13 protein-coding genes are annotated in these 15,445 nt (G+C 70.1%); 3 read left to right on the plus strand and 10 right to left on the minus strand.

Annotated elements, in window-relative coordinates; all coding sequences use genetic code 11:
* Window positions 1-56: 56 nt before the first annotated feature.
* The 6 genes from OG395_RS30340 to OG395_RS30365 form a co-directional block, all read right to left on the minus strand.
* Window positions 57-863, minus strand: coding sequence for a HEAT repeat domain-containing protein (locus OG395_RS30340; protein WP_327245763.1), 807 nt, complete (start codon window positions 861-863; stop codon window positions 57-59).
* A 27-nt stretch (window positions 864-890) separates the two neighbouring features.
* Window positions 891-1,673 (minus strand): IS630 family transposase, encoded by a 783-nt coding sequence (locus OG395_RS30345; protein ID WP_327243833.1) that lies wholly within the window; start codon window positions 1,671-1,673, stop codon window positions 891-893.
* On the minus strand, window positions 1,562-2,032 hold the full coding sequence (locus OG395_RS30350; protein WP_327242201.1) for a helix-turn-helix domain-containing protein: 471 nt from the start codon (window positions 2,030-2,032) through the stop codon (window positions 1,562-1,564). Before OG395_RS30350 ends, OG395_RS30345 begins: the two co-directional genes overlap by 112 nt.
* A 441-nt stretch (window positions 2,033-2,473) precedes the next feature.
* Window positions 2,474-3,823, minus strand: a complete 1,350-nt coding sequence (locus tag OG395_RS30355; protein WP_327245764.1) for an MFS transporter — start codon at window positions 3,821-3,823, stop codon at window positions 2,474-2,476.
* Between the two features lie 71 nt (window positions 3,824-3,894).
* The gene (locus OG395_RS30360) at window positions 3,895-5,550 is read right to left on the minus strand and encodes an amidohydrolase (RefSeq protein ID WP_327245765.1); all 1,656 of its coding nucleotides are present in this window, start codon (window positions 5,548-5,550) and stop codon (window positions 3,895-3,897) included.
* 199 nt (window positions 5,551-5,749) lie between these two features.
* Entirely contained in the window at window positions 5,750-6,649 is a 900-nt protein-coding gene (locus tag OG395_RS30365) for an Lrp/AsnC family transcriptional regulator (protein WP_327245766.1), read from the minus strand.
* 219 nt (window positions 6,650-6,868) lie between these two features.
* Between OG395_RS30365 and OG395_RS30370 the strand changes: the two genes are divergently transcribed.
* Window positions 6,869-7,849 carry a C-terminal binding protein gene (locus OG395_RS30370; RefSeq protein ID WP_327245767.1) on the plus strand — a complete coding sequence of 327 codons (981 nt, stop codon included), beginning with the start codon at window positions 6,869-6,871 and terminating at the stop codon, window positions 7,847-7,849.
* Complete coding sequence (locus OG395_RS30375) at window positions 7,846-8,619, plus strand: class II aldolase/adducin family protein (protein ID WP_327245768.1); 774 nt, start codon at window positions 7,846-7,848, stop codon at window positions 8,617-8,619. Before OG395_RS30370 ends, OG395_RS30375 begins: the two co-directional genes overlap by 4 nt.
* A 79-nt stretch (window positions 8,620-8,698) precedes the next feature.
* On the opposite strand, the gene OG395_RS30380 is transcribed toward OG395_RS30375, so the two are convergent.
* The 4 genes from OG395_RS30380 to argS all read right to left on the minus strand — a co-directional run bounded on the left by OG395_RS30380 (window position 8,699) and on the right by argS (window position 13,522).
* On the minus strand, window positions 8,699-9,421 hold the full coding sequence (locus OG395_RS30380; protein ID WP_327245769.1) for a hypothetical protein: 723 nt from the start codon (window positions 9,419-9,421) through the stop codon (window positions 8,699-8,701).
* A gap of 84 nt (window positions 9,422-9,505) precedes the next feature.
* A complete protein-coding gene (locus tag OG395_RS30385; protein ID WP_327245770.1) occupies window positions 9,506-9,838 on the minus strand; it encodes a hypothetical protein in 333 nt (110 codons plus the stop codon).
* A 329-nt stretch (window positions 9,839-10,167) separates the two neighbouring features.
* Window positions 10,168-11,592, minus strand: coding sequence for a hypothetical protein (locus OG395_RS30390; RefSeq protein WP_327245771.1), 1,425 nt, complete (start codon window positions 11,590-11,592; stop codon window positions 10,168-10,170).
* Between the two features lie 154 nt (window positions 11,593-11,746).
* The gene (gene argS / locus OG395_RS30395; protein WP_327245772.1) at window positions 11,747-13,522 is read right to left on the minus strand and encodes an arginine--tRNA ligase; all 1,776 of its coding nucleotides are present in this window, start codon (window positions 13,520-13,522) and stop codon (window positions 11,747-11,749) included.
* Between the two features lie 134 nt (window positions 13,523-13,656).
* Here argS and lysS point away from each other — a divergent pair, with 134 nt between their 5' ends.
* Window positions 13,657-15,417, plus strand: coding sequence for a lysine--tRNA ligase (lysS, locus tag OG395_RS30400; RefSeq protein ID WP_327245773.1), 1,761 nt, complete (start codon window positions 13,657-13,659; stop codon window positions 15,415-15,417).
* Window positions 15,418-15,445: the final 28 nt, after the last annotated feature.

Here is a 15,445-nt window from a genome sequence, read left to right on the forward strand (position 1 = left end):
GCCGGCGGATCTGTGGGGTGTGGGGAGCCCGGCAAGGTTGTGTGGTGGGAGTTCGGTCAGGGCTGATCGGGTCGGGTGAACTCGACGGCCTCGCGGACGTCCGGGTGCGGGTCCCGTCCGAGCCGGTGGAGGAGTTCCTTGACACCCGGTGTCGACCAGTTGGCGACGGCCTCGACGAGGGCCACGCGGACCCGTGGGTCCGGATGGTCCCCGAGGTGGGCCAGCTGGTCGATCGGCCCGCGTCGGCGCAGGCCGAACCAGTGGAGGGTCTCGGTGAGCACGGTCGGGTCGCCGGGGTTACCCGCCGCGGCGATCCGGCGGAGGAGGACCGGGTTGGCGGGGGCCGGGCCGTCCAGGGGGTGCGGGCGGCGTTCGCGCAGGCGCTGCGATCCGTACTCGCCGCGCACCCTGCAACCGATGCAGGTGCAGGGTGCCTTGCCGTTGGAGTCGGGGAAGTAGCGCCATCCGGTGACCTGGCTGACGGCGCGGAGCCGGTGCACTTCGCGTTTGGTGGTGGCTCTGGGGACGAACACTTCCCAGCCGCGTGGGTCGTCCAGGGCGGCGATGCGGCGTACGGCTTCGCTCGCTGTGGTTGCCGTGGGTCCTTGGCCGGGGCGGTCGTTGTAGCGGCCGACCGTGACGGGTTCGTCGTCCGGCAGGCGGATGTGTACGGCGACGAGGCCGCGGGGACCGCCGTGCCGGGCGAGTTCGCGCAGCCACTGGTGGGTGAGGGTGTACGACGGGAGGACGGGGAAGCAGAACAGGCCCCGCGATCCGTCGCGGCGGTGGCTGATGGCCCGTATCCCGGAGCGGCGGATGCGGGCCGCGTTCGCGGTGGGTGTCAGGTGCACGAACATCGCCATGAGGCCGATGCTAGTAGACCGTCGCAGCTAATTTTTGGGATAGAGGTGGCGCAGTTTGATGCGTGCGTCGTGGGTGGTGAACTGCCAGTCGACCTGACGTTGGTCGGTGTTGGTGGCGTTCTGCCAGGCTGAGAGTTCGGTGTTGAGGTTGTCGAGGTTGCTGATCCGGCGGTCGAGGCATTGCCGGGTCAGCGCGGAGAGTTCGATCTCGGCGATGTTGAGCCATGACCCGTGTTTGGGCGTGTGGTGGATCTCGAGGCGTTGGGCCAGGGCGAAGGCCTCTTCTGGTTCGAATGCCTCGTACAGTGAGGCGATGCCGTGGGTGTTGAGGTTGTCCATCACCAGCACCACGGCCTTGGCGTCGGGGTAGTCCACGCTCAGTAACTGTTTGACCTGGCCGGCCCAGTCGATCCGGGTCCGCTGGGACAGTGCCTGGACTCGACGCCATCCGCGCAGGGGTTCGGCCCACACGAAGATTGAGCACGTGCCGCGGCGGATGTACTCGCTGTCCTGGCAGGCGTCGTGACCAGGGCGGGCCGGGAGCGGGTCGCGGGCATGGTCGAGGAGTTGGTAGGGCTTCTCGTCCATGCACACCACGGGACGTGCCGGATCGTAGGGCCGGGCATAGACGGCCAGCACGTCTTCCATCCGGGCCGCGAACTCCGCGTTCGCTCGTGGCGGGATGGTCCAGCACTTTCTCAGGTGAGGACGCAGTTCCGTTTTTTTAAGACCCGCCCGATGGTGGAGTGGTCCAGGTCGGGGATGTCCTCGACCAGCGCGACGTGCTTCTCCAGCAGCCGCAGCGACCACCGGGTATAGCCCTGGGGTGGTTGTGAGCACGCCATCGCGATCAGCCGGGCTTCGACCTCACCGGTCACCGGCGAGGGCACCGGCGGGAGGTCGCGCTTCTTCCGAGCAATCGTGGCGTGCACATCGCCACCGGTCTCGGTGAAACGCTTGGCGACCAGCCGCAACGTCTCACCGGAGACGCCGAGCCGGGCCGCGATCACCTCCTTGGTGTCCACCTCACCCACCGAGCTGTCCAGCGCAAGCAGCACCCGCGCACGCATGATCATCGAGGCTCCACGAACACCTGTCGTGGTCACCCGGACCAGATCCTCACGATCCTGCGCGGTCAAACTGACCGGCCGCTTCTTCTGCGAACCCATGACAACAGTCCTATCTGGCAAAGGGGAAGGAATCTGCCAGACACCAACCTCCCAGTCAGGTGCACCATAACTAAGCGGCGACACGCTACTAGTGCCGTGACCGGCGATGTTTGACCCGTGAGGAGCGTCGTCCGGTGCGTGCGATCGCAAGGCGGCCGGATGTCCTTGGACGGGGTCTGCCCTGCTCGAACGGAGTGGAGAGCTTGGGGAAGGAGCCACCAGGGCTTTTGGCCGACGCAGAAGGGGGTCCCCCCTGGCCCTTATGGCCTTGGGGGAGGGCGTGCTGGACGGTGCGAGGGGGCAGAGCTTGCCGGGAGGGGCACCAGTGCTGTGGCCGCATGGCTCGACCGGGTCCGTCCGGTTCCGTTGTGTCCTCGATCGCCGGACGGGCTTCCAATTCAAGGCCGTCCGGCGATCGAGGACACGGCGTGGCCGCAGGTCCTACGAGGCGGCCTGTACCGCCTGCCGGGCCGGGTCCGGCGTACGGTCGTCGGACGGTGGCGTGCCGAGCCGGCGCAGGCGCGCCGTGCAGACGATGCCGATCGCCGAGATCACCATCAGCATCACGGCCGGCGGCCAGTAGTGACCGCCCGCGGCCGCCGCGAGGGAGACCGCGGCCAGCGGTGCGAGGCCGCCGAAGATCATGTTGCAGATCTGGTAGGAGAGGGAGATGCCGGTGTAGCGGACGTGCGGGGCGAAGCCCTCGACGAGGATCGATGCGATGGGCCCGTACAGCGCGGACATCACCAGGCGCATGGCCAGCATCATCAGCCAGATGAGGAAGACGCTGCCGGTGCCCAGCACCATGAACTGGGGCACGGCGAGGACGATGACGCCCGCGAGGCCGGCGATCACGACCTTGTGCGGTCCGACCCGGTCGGCGAGCCAGGACAGCCAGGGCGTGACGAGGAGTTCCAGGAAGGCGGCCAGGGTGAGGCCGTTCAGAAGCATGGACTCCGACAGGTGGAGGTCCCCGGTGCCGTACGAGAGCAGGAAGCTGGTGACGACGTAATAGCCGCCGGTCGCGGTGGCCAGTGCGAAGACGCCGATGAGGACCGTCCGCCAGGCCTTCTGGAAGACCTCCACGACGGGCAGCTTGGCCGCCCCGTCCTCCTTTGCCCCCTGTTCCTTGCGTACCTCCTCCATGACCGGGGACTCCTCCAGCTTGACCCGGACGATCAGGCCCACGATCACCAGCACGGCGGAGGCCAGGAAGGGCACGCGCCAGCCCCAGCTCATGAACGCGTCGTCGCCGAAGAGGTTCATCAGGCTGAAGGCGCCCGTGGAGAGCAATGCGCCGACGGATGATCCGAGTTGGGCGAACGATCCGAAGAAGGCGGCCTTGCCGCGCGGGGCGTTCTCCACGGCGATCAGTACCGCGCCGCCCCACTCCCCGCCGATCGCGATGCCCTGGACCAGGCGCAGCACGATCAGCAGGATCGGGGCGAGGGCGCCGACCTGGGCGTACGTGGGCAGCAGGCCGATGGCGAAGGACGCGACGCCCATCATCACCAGCGTGATGACCAGGGTCTTCTTGCGCCCGACGCGGTCACCGATATGTCCGAAGACGATGCCGCCGAGCGGGCGCAGCAGGAAGCCGATGGCGAAGGTCGCGAAGGCGGACAGGGTCCTGAGGTACGGCGACATGTCCGGCGGGAAGAACACGTCGTTGAAGACGATCGCCGCTGCGGTGGCGAACGCGTAGAAGTCGTACCACTCGATGGAGGTCCCGGCCAGTGCCGCGACGGCGGCTCTGTACGGGCTCTTATCGGTGCTGGGCTGCGGGGACATGGGGCCTCCGGGGGCGGGAGGGGCGGCGAGGAAGGGGTGGGGCGAGCGGAGAGAGGAGCGGAAGGGGCGGGTCAGCGGCCGGGGGCGGACCAGGCGCGGGTGCCGCCGATCCAGGTCTCGCGTACGCCGATGGAGGCGAGTCCGGCCGGGTCCGCGGTGAGCGGGTCGCTGTCCAGGACGACGAAGTCGGCGAGCATGCCCGGGGCCAGGGCGCCCACGGCGTGTTCGCGGTGCAGGGCCCGGGCGGCCGACTCGGTGTGTGCGCGCAGACCGTCCGCCACGGGCATCCGCAGCGAGGAGTCGCCGAGGACGGTGCCGAGGACGGTGCGCCGGGTCGCGGCGGCGGAGACGGCCTCCAGTGGGGCGGGCGGGGCGACGGGGGCGTCCGAGCTGAAGACGACGGGGACGCCGGCGGCGAGGCAGGTGCCTGCCGGGTTGTAGCGGTGGCCGAGGTCGCCGACGGCGGTCAGTGTGCCGTCGCCGGTGCGCAGGTGGTGCTGGGGCTGCATCACCGGGATGACGCCCAACCGGCCCATGCGGGCGATCTGTTCGTCGGTGGGCAGGCCGGAGTGCTCGATCCGGTGGCGCATGTCGGGGCGCTCCCGGCCGGCCTGTGCCTTCTCGATGGCGTCGAGGACCATGCCGATGGCGTACGGGGACTGGGCGTGCGTGGCGGTCTGGAGGCCGGCGCGGTGGGCGCGGGCGACGATCTCGGCGTACTCCTCCGCCGAGTGGTACAGCTGCCCGTGGTGGCAGCAGTCGGCGGCGTACCCCTCGGGGAAGTACGCGGTCCAGCCGCCGAGTGTCCCGTCGGCGTAGAACTTGACGCCCTGGACACGGAAAAGGTCGTCGCCGAAGCCGTTCACCACGCCCAGGTCGAGCGCGGTGTCGAGGAGGGCGGAGGTGAGGTAGGCGGAGACGCGCATGCGCAGGGAGCCGTCGGCGCGGGCGCGCAGATACGTCTCCATCTCGCGGCGGGACGCCTGGGCGTCGCCGACGGTGGTGACTCCGGCGGCGAGGAAGACGTCCTGGGCGCGCTGGAGGTGGTCGGCCATGATGGCGTCGGGCTCGGAGAGGTGGAAGTTCGGGCCGTGGTTGCCGATTTTTACGCCGCCGGGGCCGGTGAGCAGATCGCAGGCGGCGTCCCAGAGCTGGCCGTCGGGCTCGCCGGAGGTGAAGCGGCCGATGCTGCCGCCCTCGGGGTCGGGGGTGCCCGCGGTGACGCCGCAGGTGCGCAGGGTGTGGGAGTTGACGACGCCGCCGTGGCCGGAGGCGTTCATCACGTACACCTCGCGGTCGGTGGCGACGCGGTCCAGGTCGTGGCAGGTGGGGTGGCGGCGCTCGGCGAGCCGGCGGTGCTCGTAGCCGAAGCCGCGCACGGGGACTCCGGCGGGCAGTTCGCGGGCGGCGTCGGTGAGAACGGCGACGAGCGTCTCGATGTCGGGTACGCGTTCGGGGCGGCAGTCGACCCAGGCGAGCGCCTGCCCGTACATGACCGGGTGGCAGTGGGCGTCGACGAATCCGGGGTGGACGAGGCCGCCGTCGAGGTCGAGGACGTCGTCGGCGCGGCCGCCGAGCGCGGCGCGGGCGTCTTCGGCCGTGCCGACGTGGACGACCCGGCCGCCGCGGACGGCCAGCGCCTCGGCGCGTACGGAGGTGCCGGGCGCGGCGACGGCCGCGCCGGTCACCAGGAGCGTGCGGTCGGTGTCGTCGAGGGGGTGGTGCATGAGGGGGCCTGCTTTCGACCGGGGGACGTCCATGAGGAGCCGTACGCACGGAGAGTCCGCAACGGCTGATTCGTTCGCATGGACGATATGCAGCAGACGATGCCTTGCCTAGACCCTTCGCTCACAAATTTTTCGGAATGTGATGGCGAGTTTTACTTACGTATCGTCCGCCGAGTGATCGCGGGGGGAGGGTTTCTCGTCAGGACGGGTGGTTGGTGAGGTCGTAGCGCTCCTTGATCAACTCCAGGTGGATCCAGCTCTCCACTGCGCGCACGCCCGCGCAGGCCCGCATGTCCTCCAACGTGTCGCGCACCGCCGCGAGGGACTCCGCGCTGATCGTTCCGACGAGCTCCGCGCGCCCCATGCAGGCGGAGAGGAACGAGACCCGGTCCCAGGCCGCCAGGCGTCGGGCGACCGCATCCCGTTCGCCGTCCAGTCGTACGGCGAACCCGCACAGGAAGCCCAGCCCCAGCAGCTCCGGGCGCACCAGTGCGAGCACCTTGGCGACACCGCCGTCGAGGAGGCGCAGCGTGCGGGCGCGGGCGGCGCCGGGTGAGAGGCCCACGCGCTCGGCGAGTTCCGCGAAGGGCAGCCGCCCGTCGCGCTCCAGCTCGTCCAGGATCAGCCGGTCCGTCTCGTCCGGCTCCGGCATCTCGGGCCGGCCCGCCAGCAGATAAGGATCCTTGAGGTGCTCCAGGGAGATCAGTGGATCCACCACGTCCACACCCTTCAGGGAGCGGATGGACTCCACGGCCCGGTCCAGCTCGGCCAGTCCCTTGGTGCGCAGTTCCGCCATGATGGCGCGGCTGCCCGCGGTGAGTGTGACGAACGGTGCCTGCGGCATGGCGGCGATCGTGCGGGCCACCGGCTCGGCCGGGCCGCTCACACCGATCGACAGGTGGGCCGATGCGGTCAGCTCCCGTACGGCGGGATGCACGACGGCCACCACCCGCACGCCGCCACCCGCGAGCAGCCGCTGCACCCGGGCGCGGGTGGCGGGACGGGAGAGGCCGACGCGCTGCGCCAGCGTCTCGTACGTCAGGCGGCCGTCCGTCTGCAGTTCGCGGACGACGGCCAGATCGGTGTGGTCCAGATCCACCTGAGCGGTTCCCCTCGGCTCGACAGCCCGGGGCGGGTGCGCCCGGTGCGGGGTCCATTCTCGAACACCGGGGTTCGGGGTCCGGACCCGGACGGCGCGTATCGCTGACGATCGCATCACCGTCGCTGGACAATTCTCTCGGATGAAACGTAGGTTCTGCGCGAGCGTGGCGAACGAATCATCATCGCATGACGCTCTGAGCAACTTGAGGAGGATGGGATGAGTCGGCCCCTGGTGGTGTTCACGGACCCCGAGGAACTCGACGTCGGTCCGGGTGTACGACTGCTGACCGACGCGGGATTCGACACGCGCGTCGTCGGCAGCCGCGACCCGGACGCGATCGCCGCCGCCGCGCGTGACGCCGTCGCGTTGATCGTCGGCTACGCGCCCGTGGACGCCGCACTGCTCGACCGCCTCCCCGGTGTCGGGATGCTGGCCACCATGTCCGCCGGGTACGACATGATCGACACGGTGCAGGCGCGGCGCCGCGGGCTGTGGGTGAGCAACCTTCCGCACGCCGCGACCGAGGACGTCGCGGTGCACGCACTCGCCAGTGCGCTCAGCCTGGTGCGTGCGCTGCCCCAGGCAGACGCCACCGTGCGCGGTGGCGGCTGGAACACCGAATTCGCCGCACTGCCGCGCAGGGCGGGGGAGCTGACACTCGGACTGTGGGGATTCGGACGCATCGCGCGGGTCCTGGCCCGGATCGCGGCCCCCGTCTTCGGCCGCGTCGCCGCCTACGACCCGCACGCCGACGTGGCCGGGTGGCCCGACGGTGTCGAGCGGCTCGGCCTGGACGAACTGGTCGCCGGCTCCGACGTACTCTCCCTGCACACACCGCTGACTCCGCAGACCCGCGGCATGGTCGACACGGCGCTGCTCGCCCGGATGCGGCCCGGCGCCTTCCTCGTGAACGTCGCCCGCGGCGAACTCGTCGACACAGCGGCCCTGCTGGCCGCCCTGGACAGCGGACGGCTCGGGGCGGCGGCACTGGACGTGTTCCCGGTCGAACCCCCGCCGCTCGACGACCCGTTGCGCAGCCACCCGCGCATCCAGCTGTCCCCGCACAGCGCCTATCTGTCCGACGCGTCGCAGCGGGCTTACGTGTGCGCACCCGCCGAGAACGTCATCGCCTGGCACCGCACCGGACGACCCCTCACCCCCGTGGTCGACCCGACCCTTGAAGGAGCCCCCTCATGACCGACGTGCAGACCGCCGACGCAACTGTCGATGAGGAGACGCGGCTGCGGCGCGAACTCGCCGCCGTGTACCGGCTCGTGGCGCACTTCCGGATGACCGACCTGATCTTCACGCACATCTCGCTGCGGCTTCCGGGGCCAGATCACCACTTCCTCATCAACCCCTACGGTCTCCTCTTCGAGGAGATCACCGCCTCCAACCTGGTCAAGATCGATTTGGCGGGCAACCCGGTCGAGCCCACCCCGTATCCGGTCAACCCCGCGGGCTTCGTCATCCACGGCGCGATCCACGCCGCGCGCGAGGACGCCCACTGCGTGCTGCACACCCACACCAGGGCCGGCTGCGCCGTGGCCGCACAGCGCGACGGGCTGCTGCCGCTCAACCAGATGTCGATGGAGTTCTACAACCGCGTCGGCTACCACGACTACGAGGGCGTCGCCCTCAACCTCGACGAGCAGAAGCGCCTGGTCGACGACATCGGCACCCACCCGGCGCTGATCCTGCGCAACCACGGTCTGCTGACGGTGGGAGAGAGCGCCGCCCAGGCCTTCCTGCGCATGTACTACCTGGAGAGGGCCTGCGAGATCCAGGTCACCGCCCAGGCCGGCGGCGGACCGCTGATCGTCCCCTCCCCCGAGACGTGCGAGTACACCGCCCGTCAGCTCGCGGGCGAGGCGGACGCGGACTTCCAGGACGACGGGGCGTACGACCTGGCCTGGGCGGCGATGCTGCGTCTGCTGGACCGGGTGGCGCCGGACTACGGGGACTGAACCGGAGGATGTGGGGGATCCGGGGGCGGGGGAGCGGGGGCCGGGGCCGGTGGCGGGGCTGCTCCCCCGGTCGTGTGGGTCAGAGCTTCTTGCCGCACAGGACGCGGTCGTTCCTGGCCGGGTCGGAGTCGAAGACCGGGTTCTCGGTGAACACGGCGTCGGCTTTGTAGTCGCACGGGTCATTGAAGCCGCCCACGAACCCGTCCTCAACGATCTTTATGATCCTGTGGGTCGCGCCGCCCTTCTTGCCCTTGGTCCGGCAGGCGGCCTCCGTGATCACGTCCCCGTCCTTCGACCCGCCGCTCACGCAGTCGCCGACCTCGACTCCCGGGCCGCCGCCCCCGCCGGGCTCGCCGGGGTGCGGAGGCTTCAGGTTGCGCATGCAGGCGTAGCTCTCACCCGTCGCCTGTGTGCCCTCCAGGGTGGCGAGACTGACCGGCACATCGATCGCGAAGTCCGTGTAATCCAAGCAGCTGGTGCCCGACAACGGCTCGGCGTGGCCGGTGTTCATCCGGTTGGTCACCCGTGCGACGGCCTCGGGGTCGTCGCACGGGACCTCGCGGTAGACGTCCGTCCGGCCGGGTTCGGGGGCAGCGCACTCGTTGATGGCAAGGAACTTCGCGCCGTAGGACGGGTTCACGCTCGGGGTCGGCGAGGAGGTGCTGGACGCGTTGTCCGACGCGCGGTATCCCGACGCCTGGCCGCAGCTGGTGATCAGCACCAGCGATGCGACTGCGGCTGCGACGGCTGCCGCTGTTCGTATGTTCGACGTCGGTGGTCTGCCGCCACTTTCTGCCCGCACGCTGCCTCCTTCAGGTTTCGATCTTCGATCCTACGATCTACTCCCCCTGGGAGGCGGGGAGTTGGCGGTTCAGTGGGTGCGGACTCAGTAGGTGAGGGCGTCGGCCATGTCGCTCTGCCGGTAGGTGACGAAGCGCTTCTCGTCCCAGTAGGTGTCGGCCGGGAGCTCCAGCTCGTCCGGAACGGTGCCCGTGGAGCCCGAGGGGTCCTTCGCGGACAAGTGCACCGCGAGACGGGTGCCCTTGTGCTGGTCCTTCACCTCGGTGCCGCCGGTCAGGCCGATGGCGGCGTACGCGAACTGGCCCGGGCCGGGCGTCACCACGGCCTGCGGACGGCTGGCGTCGAGGATCCGGGCAGCGGGGCCGGAGCGGCGGGCGAACGGGGGCGCCGCCCCGAACGTCACCATCAGCTCGTACAACTGGGAGGCGCCCTGCGGGCAGTACTACCTGCTCAACCAGAAGCCGGCGTCCGTGCCTCCGCCGCCCGCGCCGCAGGACACCCGTGGCTGGGCCAAGGCGCTCGGCGGTGTGGACTGCGGCGACATGCTGCTCGAACTCAGCGTGCAGGGCACTTCTCGAACTCAGCGTGCAGGGCACCTCGCAGGAAGCGGTCGTCCTGCACGGTCTGCATGTGCGGGTGCTGTCCCGGAAGGCGCCACTGCGACACCGCCGAGTGGCTCACCGGCTGATACGAGGACCTGACCACGGTGCTCGAGGGACGGTCCGGGGCCACTGACGGCGGAGCCTGTCAGGCCTCGGGGCCGGTGTGCAGGATCGCGTGGCGCAGCGCCCGGGTCAGCCCGGCTGCGGACTCGTGATCCAGCCCCTCCTCGTTGACGACGACCGTGCCCAGGCTGCCCTTGTCGGCCCAGCTGCACGCCACTTGGCGCGCGCTGCTGTCGACGACGGGCGTGTACGCCACACAGCGCAGCCATCCGCCGTCGTCGCCCGGGTCGGCGTTCCAAGCGGTGCCGGCCCTCGAGAGGGTGCCCCCCAGCCCCTTCTCGAAGAACTCGACGACATCGGGCGAGGTGTCGTGGAAGTCGCCGATCGCGCCGAACACCATGGCGTCGGGCTGTGCTCGGCCCGGCGTCCCGTAGACGTACGTGAACGGCTCCCCGACCTCGGAGTCCCATTCGATGGTCATCGCATCGCTGATGGCGGTTCCGGCCGGGGTGCCGGGGAGCAGCTGCGCTCCCCGGAAGACAGCCGGAGGCGATGCTGTGTAGCGCGGGTAGGACCGGTACCGGGCGTCCGACCACACCCCGGCGGTCGTCACCGCGGCGACGACGACGAGAGCCGAGGTCAGGAACACGGTCCGCTCCCTGCGCGAGATCGTCGGGACGGGCTGCAGCAGGGGGTATGCGGTCGGGTCCGGTTCCTCGGCGCCGGTGGGCGGGGCGGTGGTCGCGGCCCGGCGACGGGCCGCGCGCAGCAGAAGCGCGAGCAGCCGGTGCGGCAGGCAGAGCACCAGGCCCGCGAACGACACCCACCACGGCAGGTGGAACGCCGGTACGGCCAGGGCGGCGGCGCCCACGGTCACCGAGAGCGCCGCCAGACTTGCCAGCGGAGCACGTACCAGAAGACGGAGCGGAGCCAGGCCCGGGCGGGTCAGTGCCGCAAGGGTCTCGGCGCGCACGGCCAGACGGAGGTCGGACGGGCGCTCGCCTGCCTGTTCCCGGGCGCTGCGCGCGGCCTCGTGCGGGGCCGCGCCTGCCGCCGCTGCCGAGGTCAGTGCCTCGCGGGCGTCGTGACGCTGGGTGCGGGACTCCGACGGCGGCTGCGGGCCGGTCCTGCCGGTGAGCCTGCCGCGGCGCGAGGCGGCCTGTTCGACGCGGAGCGCCTGCGGAGAGCCCGGCGCCAGTTCGCGCAGCCGCTCGGCCAGCTCGGGGGCGCGCCTGTACCGGGCGGGGTGGTCGAACGGGTCGCTGTTCAGGCAGAGTTCCGCATAGGCGGCGAGCAGGTCGAGGTCGTCGGGGAACGCGGCGAGCCCTCTGTGGTAGACCCGTTCGGCGAGATCGTCCTCGTCGTCCGCGTCCTCCGCCGCATGGGACCGTCCCAGAACGGCGTAGAGCCCGGCGTCCGGCCCGTCCGCGTCGAGCGCGTCCTGTGCCGTGCACCGGGCTTCGAAGAGCCGTCCCGCCCGCAGCAGTGCTTCCGCTTCCGCGCGCACCGATCTGTCCTCTTCGCCGTCGACCTGCATGGGTCCGTCCCCCGCCTGTGACTGTTGTGTACGCGGCCGAACAGGTCGGCCGCGTACACAATCGCCCGGTGGCCGACACCCGGTCAATAGGCGATTTCAGCAGGTCACAGGGGGAGACAGAGGGTCAGAGACGCTCGGGGGTGCGGATGCCGAGCAGTGCCATGCCCCGGTGCAGGGTGCGGGCGGTCAGGTCGCAGAGGAAGAGCCGGTTCTCGACCACCTCGGCGGGGTTGTCGTCGCTCAGCACATGACACTGGTCGTAGAACGTCGTGTAGAGCGAGGCGAGCTGGTAGAGGTACGCGGCCAGCTTGTGCGGCTCGTACGTCGACGCCACCTCGGCCAGGTTCTCGCCGAACTGGTCCAGATGCAGACCCAGCGCCCGCTCGGCCGGGGCCAGCTGCAGCTCCGGGTGCGCGATCGGCCGGGTCTCGCCCGCCTTGCGGAGGATGGACTTGATACGGGCGTACGCGTACTGGAGGTACACGGACGTGTCGCCGTTCAGCGACACCATCTGGTCCAGGTCGAACTTGTAGTCCCGGACGGCGGACGTGGAGAGGTCGGCGTACTTCACCGCGCCGATACCGACGTACTCGCCGTTCTCGACGATCTCCTGCTCGGTCAGGCCGACCTTCTCGGCCTTCTCGCGCACGACGGCCGTCGCCCGCTCGATCGCCTCGTCGAGCAGGTCGACCAGCCGGACCGTCTCGCCCTCACGCGTCTTGAACGGCTTGCCGTCCTTGCCGAGGACCGTGCCGAACGCCAACTGGTGCGCCTTCACGTCCTCGTTCAGCCAGCCTGCCCGGCGGGCCGTCTCGAAGACCATCTTGAAGTGGAGCGACTGCCGCGCGTCCACGACGTACAGCAGGGTGCTCGCCTTGAGGTTCTGGACCCGGTCACGGATCGCGGAGAGGTCGGTCGCCGCGTAGCCGTAGCCGCCGTTCGTCTTCTTGACGATCAGCGGGACCGGGTTGCCGTCCGGACCCTTCACATCGTCGAAGAAGACGCACAGCGCACCTTCGGAGCGGACGGCGACGCCCGTCTCCTCCAGGATCCGGCAGGTCTCTTCGAGCATGTCGTTGTAGCCGGACTCGCCGACGATGTCGGGGTCGCGGATCTCCATGTCGAGCTTGTTGAAGACCGAGTAGAAGTAGATCTTCGACTCGTCGACGAACCGCTGCCAGAGCGTGACCGTCTCCTCGTCACCGGCCTGGAGCGCCACCACCCGGTCCCGGGACCGGGCCTTGAACTCCTCGTCGGAGTCGAAGAGCGCCCGCGACGCCTTGTAGAGCCGGTTCAGCGAGGACATGGCGGCCTCGCCGTCCTGCTCCTCGCCGCCCCGGTGGTCGAGCTCCTGCGGGTGCTCGATCAGGTACTGGATGAGCATGCCGAACTGGGTGCCCCAGTCGCCGATGTGGTGGCGCCGGACCACGCTCTCACCCGTGAACTCCAGGACCTCCACCATCGCGGCACCGATCACCGCGGAGCGGAGGTGCCCGACGTGCATCTCCTTGGCCACGTTCGGCTGCGCGTAGTCGACGACCGTCGTGCCCGCGTTCTGCCCGTACGGCACGCCGAGCCGGCCCTCGTCGTCCGCGGCGCGCGCGGCGAGGGTCTCGATGATCGCCTTGTCGCTGAGCGTGATGTTCAGGAAGCCGGGGCCGGAGACCTCGATCTCCTTGATCAGGTCGCCCGCCGGGATCGCCGCCGTCACCTGGGACGCCAGCTCACGCGGGTTGCCCTTCAGCTTCTTGGCGAGGGCCAGGATTCCGTTGGCCTGGAAGTCGGCCCGGTCGCTTCGGCGCAGCAGCGGGTCCGCGGTGCCGGCATCCGGCAGTGCTGCCGTCAGGGCGTCCGCGAGCTGCTGCTGGAGCGTGGAAGCGAGGGAATTGACCGAGGCCATGGGATGGCTGCCGTTTCCGTAGGGGTACAAGGGATCGCGCCCAGTATCCCACGCACTGTAAAGCCGTTTTCGCGCTGCCGGTGGGACCTGGGAGAATGGACGGTGCCCCTACGAGCCCTACCAGAGAGAAGGACGTGCCGACCGTGGCTCAGAGTCAGAGCAGCACCGAGGCCGACTGGGTCTCCCGTTTCGCGGACGATGTCATCGCCGAATCGGAGCGTCGTGCGCCTGGCAAACCGGTCGTCGTCGCGTCCGGTCTTTCGCCGTCGGGCCCGATCCACCTCGGCAACCTCCGCGAGGTCATGACCCCGCACCTGGTCGCGGACGAGATCCGCCGCCGCGGGCACCAGGTCCGGCACCTCATCTCGTGGGACGACTACGACCGCTACCGGAAGGTCCCGGCGGGCGTCCCCGGTGTCGACGAGTCGTGGGCCGAGCACATCGGCAAGCCGCTGACGTCCGTGCCCGCCCCGGCCGGGTCCGCGTACCCGAACTGGGCGGAGCACTTCAAGGCCGCCATGACGGCCGCGCTGGACGAGCTGGGTGTCGAGTACGACGGCATCAGCCAGACCGAGCAGTACACGATGGGGGCCTATCGCGAGCAGATCCTGCACGCCATGAGGCACCGCGCCGACATCGACGCCGTCCTCGATCGGTACCGCACCAAGAAGGACCCGGCGGCCGCGGGCAAGGGCAAGAAGCCGCAGCAGCAGAAGAAGGTCGACGAGGCCGAGCTGGAGGCCGAGGCGGGCTCCGGCGCGGCGAGCGAGGACGACGGCAGCGGTGGCTCCGCCGGCTACTTCCCGTACAAGCCCTACTGCGGCAACTGCGAGAAGGACCTCACGACCGTCACGTCGTACGACGACGAGACGACCGAGCTGAACTACACGTGCACCGCCTGCGGCTTCGCCGAGACCGTCCGGCTCAACGAGTTCAACCGCGGCAAGCTGGTCTGGAAGGTCGACTGGCCGATGCGCTGGGCATACGAAGGAGTGATCTTCGAGCCCAGCGGCGTGGACCACTCCTCGCCCGGTTCGTCGTTCGTCGTCGGCGGCCAGATCGTCCGCGAGGTCTTCGACGGTGTGCAGCCGATCGGCCCGATGTACGCCTTCGTCGGCATCTCCGGAATGGCGAAGATGTCCTCCAGCAAGGGCGGCGTACCGACCCCGGCCGACGCGCTGAAGATCATGGAGGCACCGCTGCTGCGCTGGCTGTACGCGCGCCGCAAGCCCAACCAGTCCTTCAAGATCGCCTTCGACCAGGAGATCCAGCGGCTGTACGACGAGTGGGACTCGCTGGCGCGCAAGGTCGCCGACGGCTCCGTGCTGCCCGCCGACGCCGCCGCATACGCGCGGGCCATCGGCACGGCCGCCGGTGAGCTGCCGAGCACGCCGCGCCCGCTGCCGTACCGCACCCTCGCGTCCGTCGTCGACATCACCGCCGGCCACGACGAGCAGACGCTGCGCATCCTGAGCGAGCTGGACCCGGAGAACCCGATCGGCTCGCTCGACGAGGCGCGGCCGCGGCTCGACCGTGCGGAGAACTGGATCACCAACCAGGTCCCCGCCGACGCCCGCACCATCGTCCGCGACGAGCCGGACAAGGAACTGCTCGGCTCGCTGGACGACCAGGGGCGCCGGTCGCTGCGACTGCTCCTGGACGGGCTGGACACGCACTGGTCGCTGGACGGCCTCACGACGCTGGTCTACGGGGTGCCGAAGGCCCTGGCGGGGCTGGAGCCGGACGCCAAGCCGACGCCCGAGCTGAAGGCCGCGCAGCGGTCGTTCTTCGTGCTGCTGTACCAGCTCCTGGTCGGCCGTGACACCGGTCCGCGGCTGCCCACGCTGCTGCTGGCCGTCGGCGCGGACCGGGTGCGGAAGCTGATGGGCGCGTAGGAGTCGGTCGTACGGAGGGCCGTCACCC

The organism is Streptomyces sp. NBC_01320 (assembly GCF_035974375.1).
GTDB lineage: Bacteria > Actinomycetota > Actinomycetes > Streptomycetales > Streptomycetaceae > Streptomyces > Streptomyces yanii.

Excerpts from the sequence above, each read along its gene's own strand:
- OG395_RS30340 (WP_327245763.1), bottom strand. The coding sequence starts at position 863 with ATGGCGATGTTCGTGCACCTGACACCCACCGCGAACGCGGCCCGCATC.
- OG395_RS30350 (WP_327242201.1), bottom strand. The coding sequence starts at position 2,032 with ATGGGTTCGCAGAAGAAGCGGCCGGTCAGTTTGACCGCGCAGGATCGT.
- OG395_RS30355 (WP_327245764.1), bottom strand. The coding sequence starts at position 3,823 with ATGTCCCCGCAGCCCAGCACCGATAAGAGCCCGTACAGAGCCGCCGTC.
- OG395_RS30360 (WP_327245765.1), bottom strand. The coding sequence starts at position 5,550 with ATGCACCACCCCCTCGACGACACCGACCGCACGCTCCTGGTGACCGGC.
- OG395_RS30370 (WP_327245767.1), top strand. The coding sequence starts at position 6,869 with ATGAGTCGGCCCCTGGTGGTGTTCACGGACCCCGAGGAACTCGACGTC.
- OG395_RS30375 (WP_327245768.1), top strand. The coding sequence starts at position 7,846 with ATGACCGACGTGCAGACCGCCGACGCAACTGTCGATGAGGAGACGCGG.
- argS (WP_327245772.1), bottom strand. The coding sequence starts at position 13,522 with ATGGCCTCGGTCAATTCCCTCGCTTCCACGCTCCAGCAGCAGCTCGCG.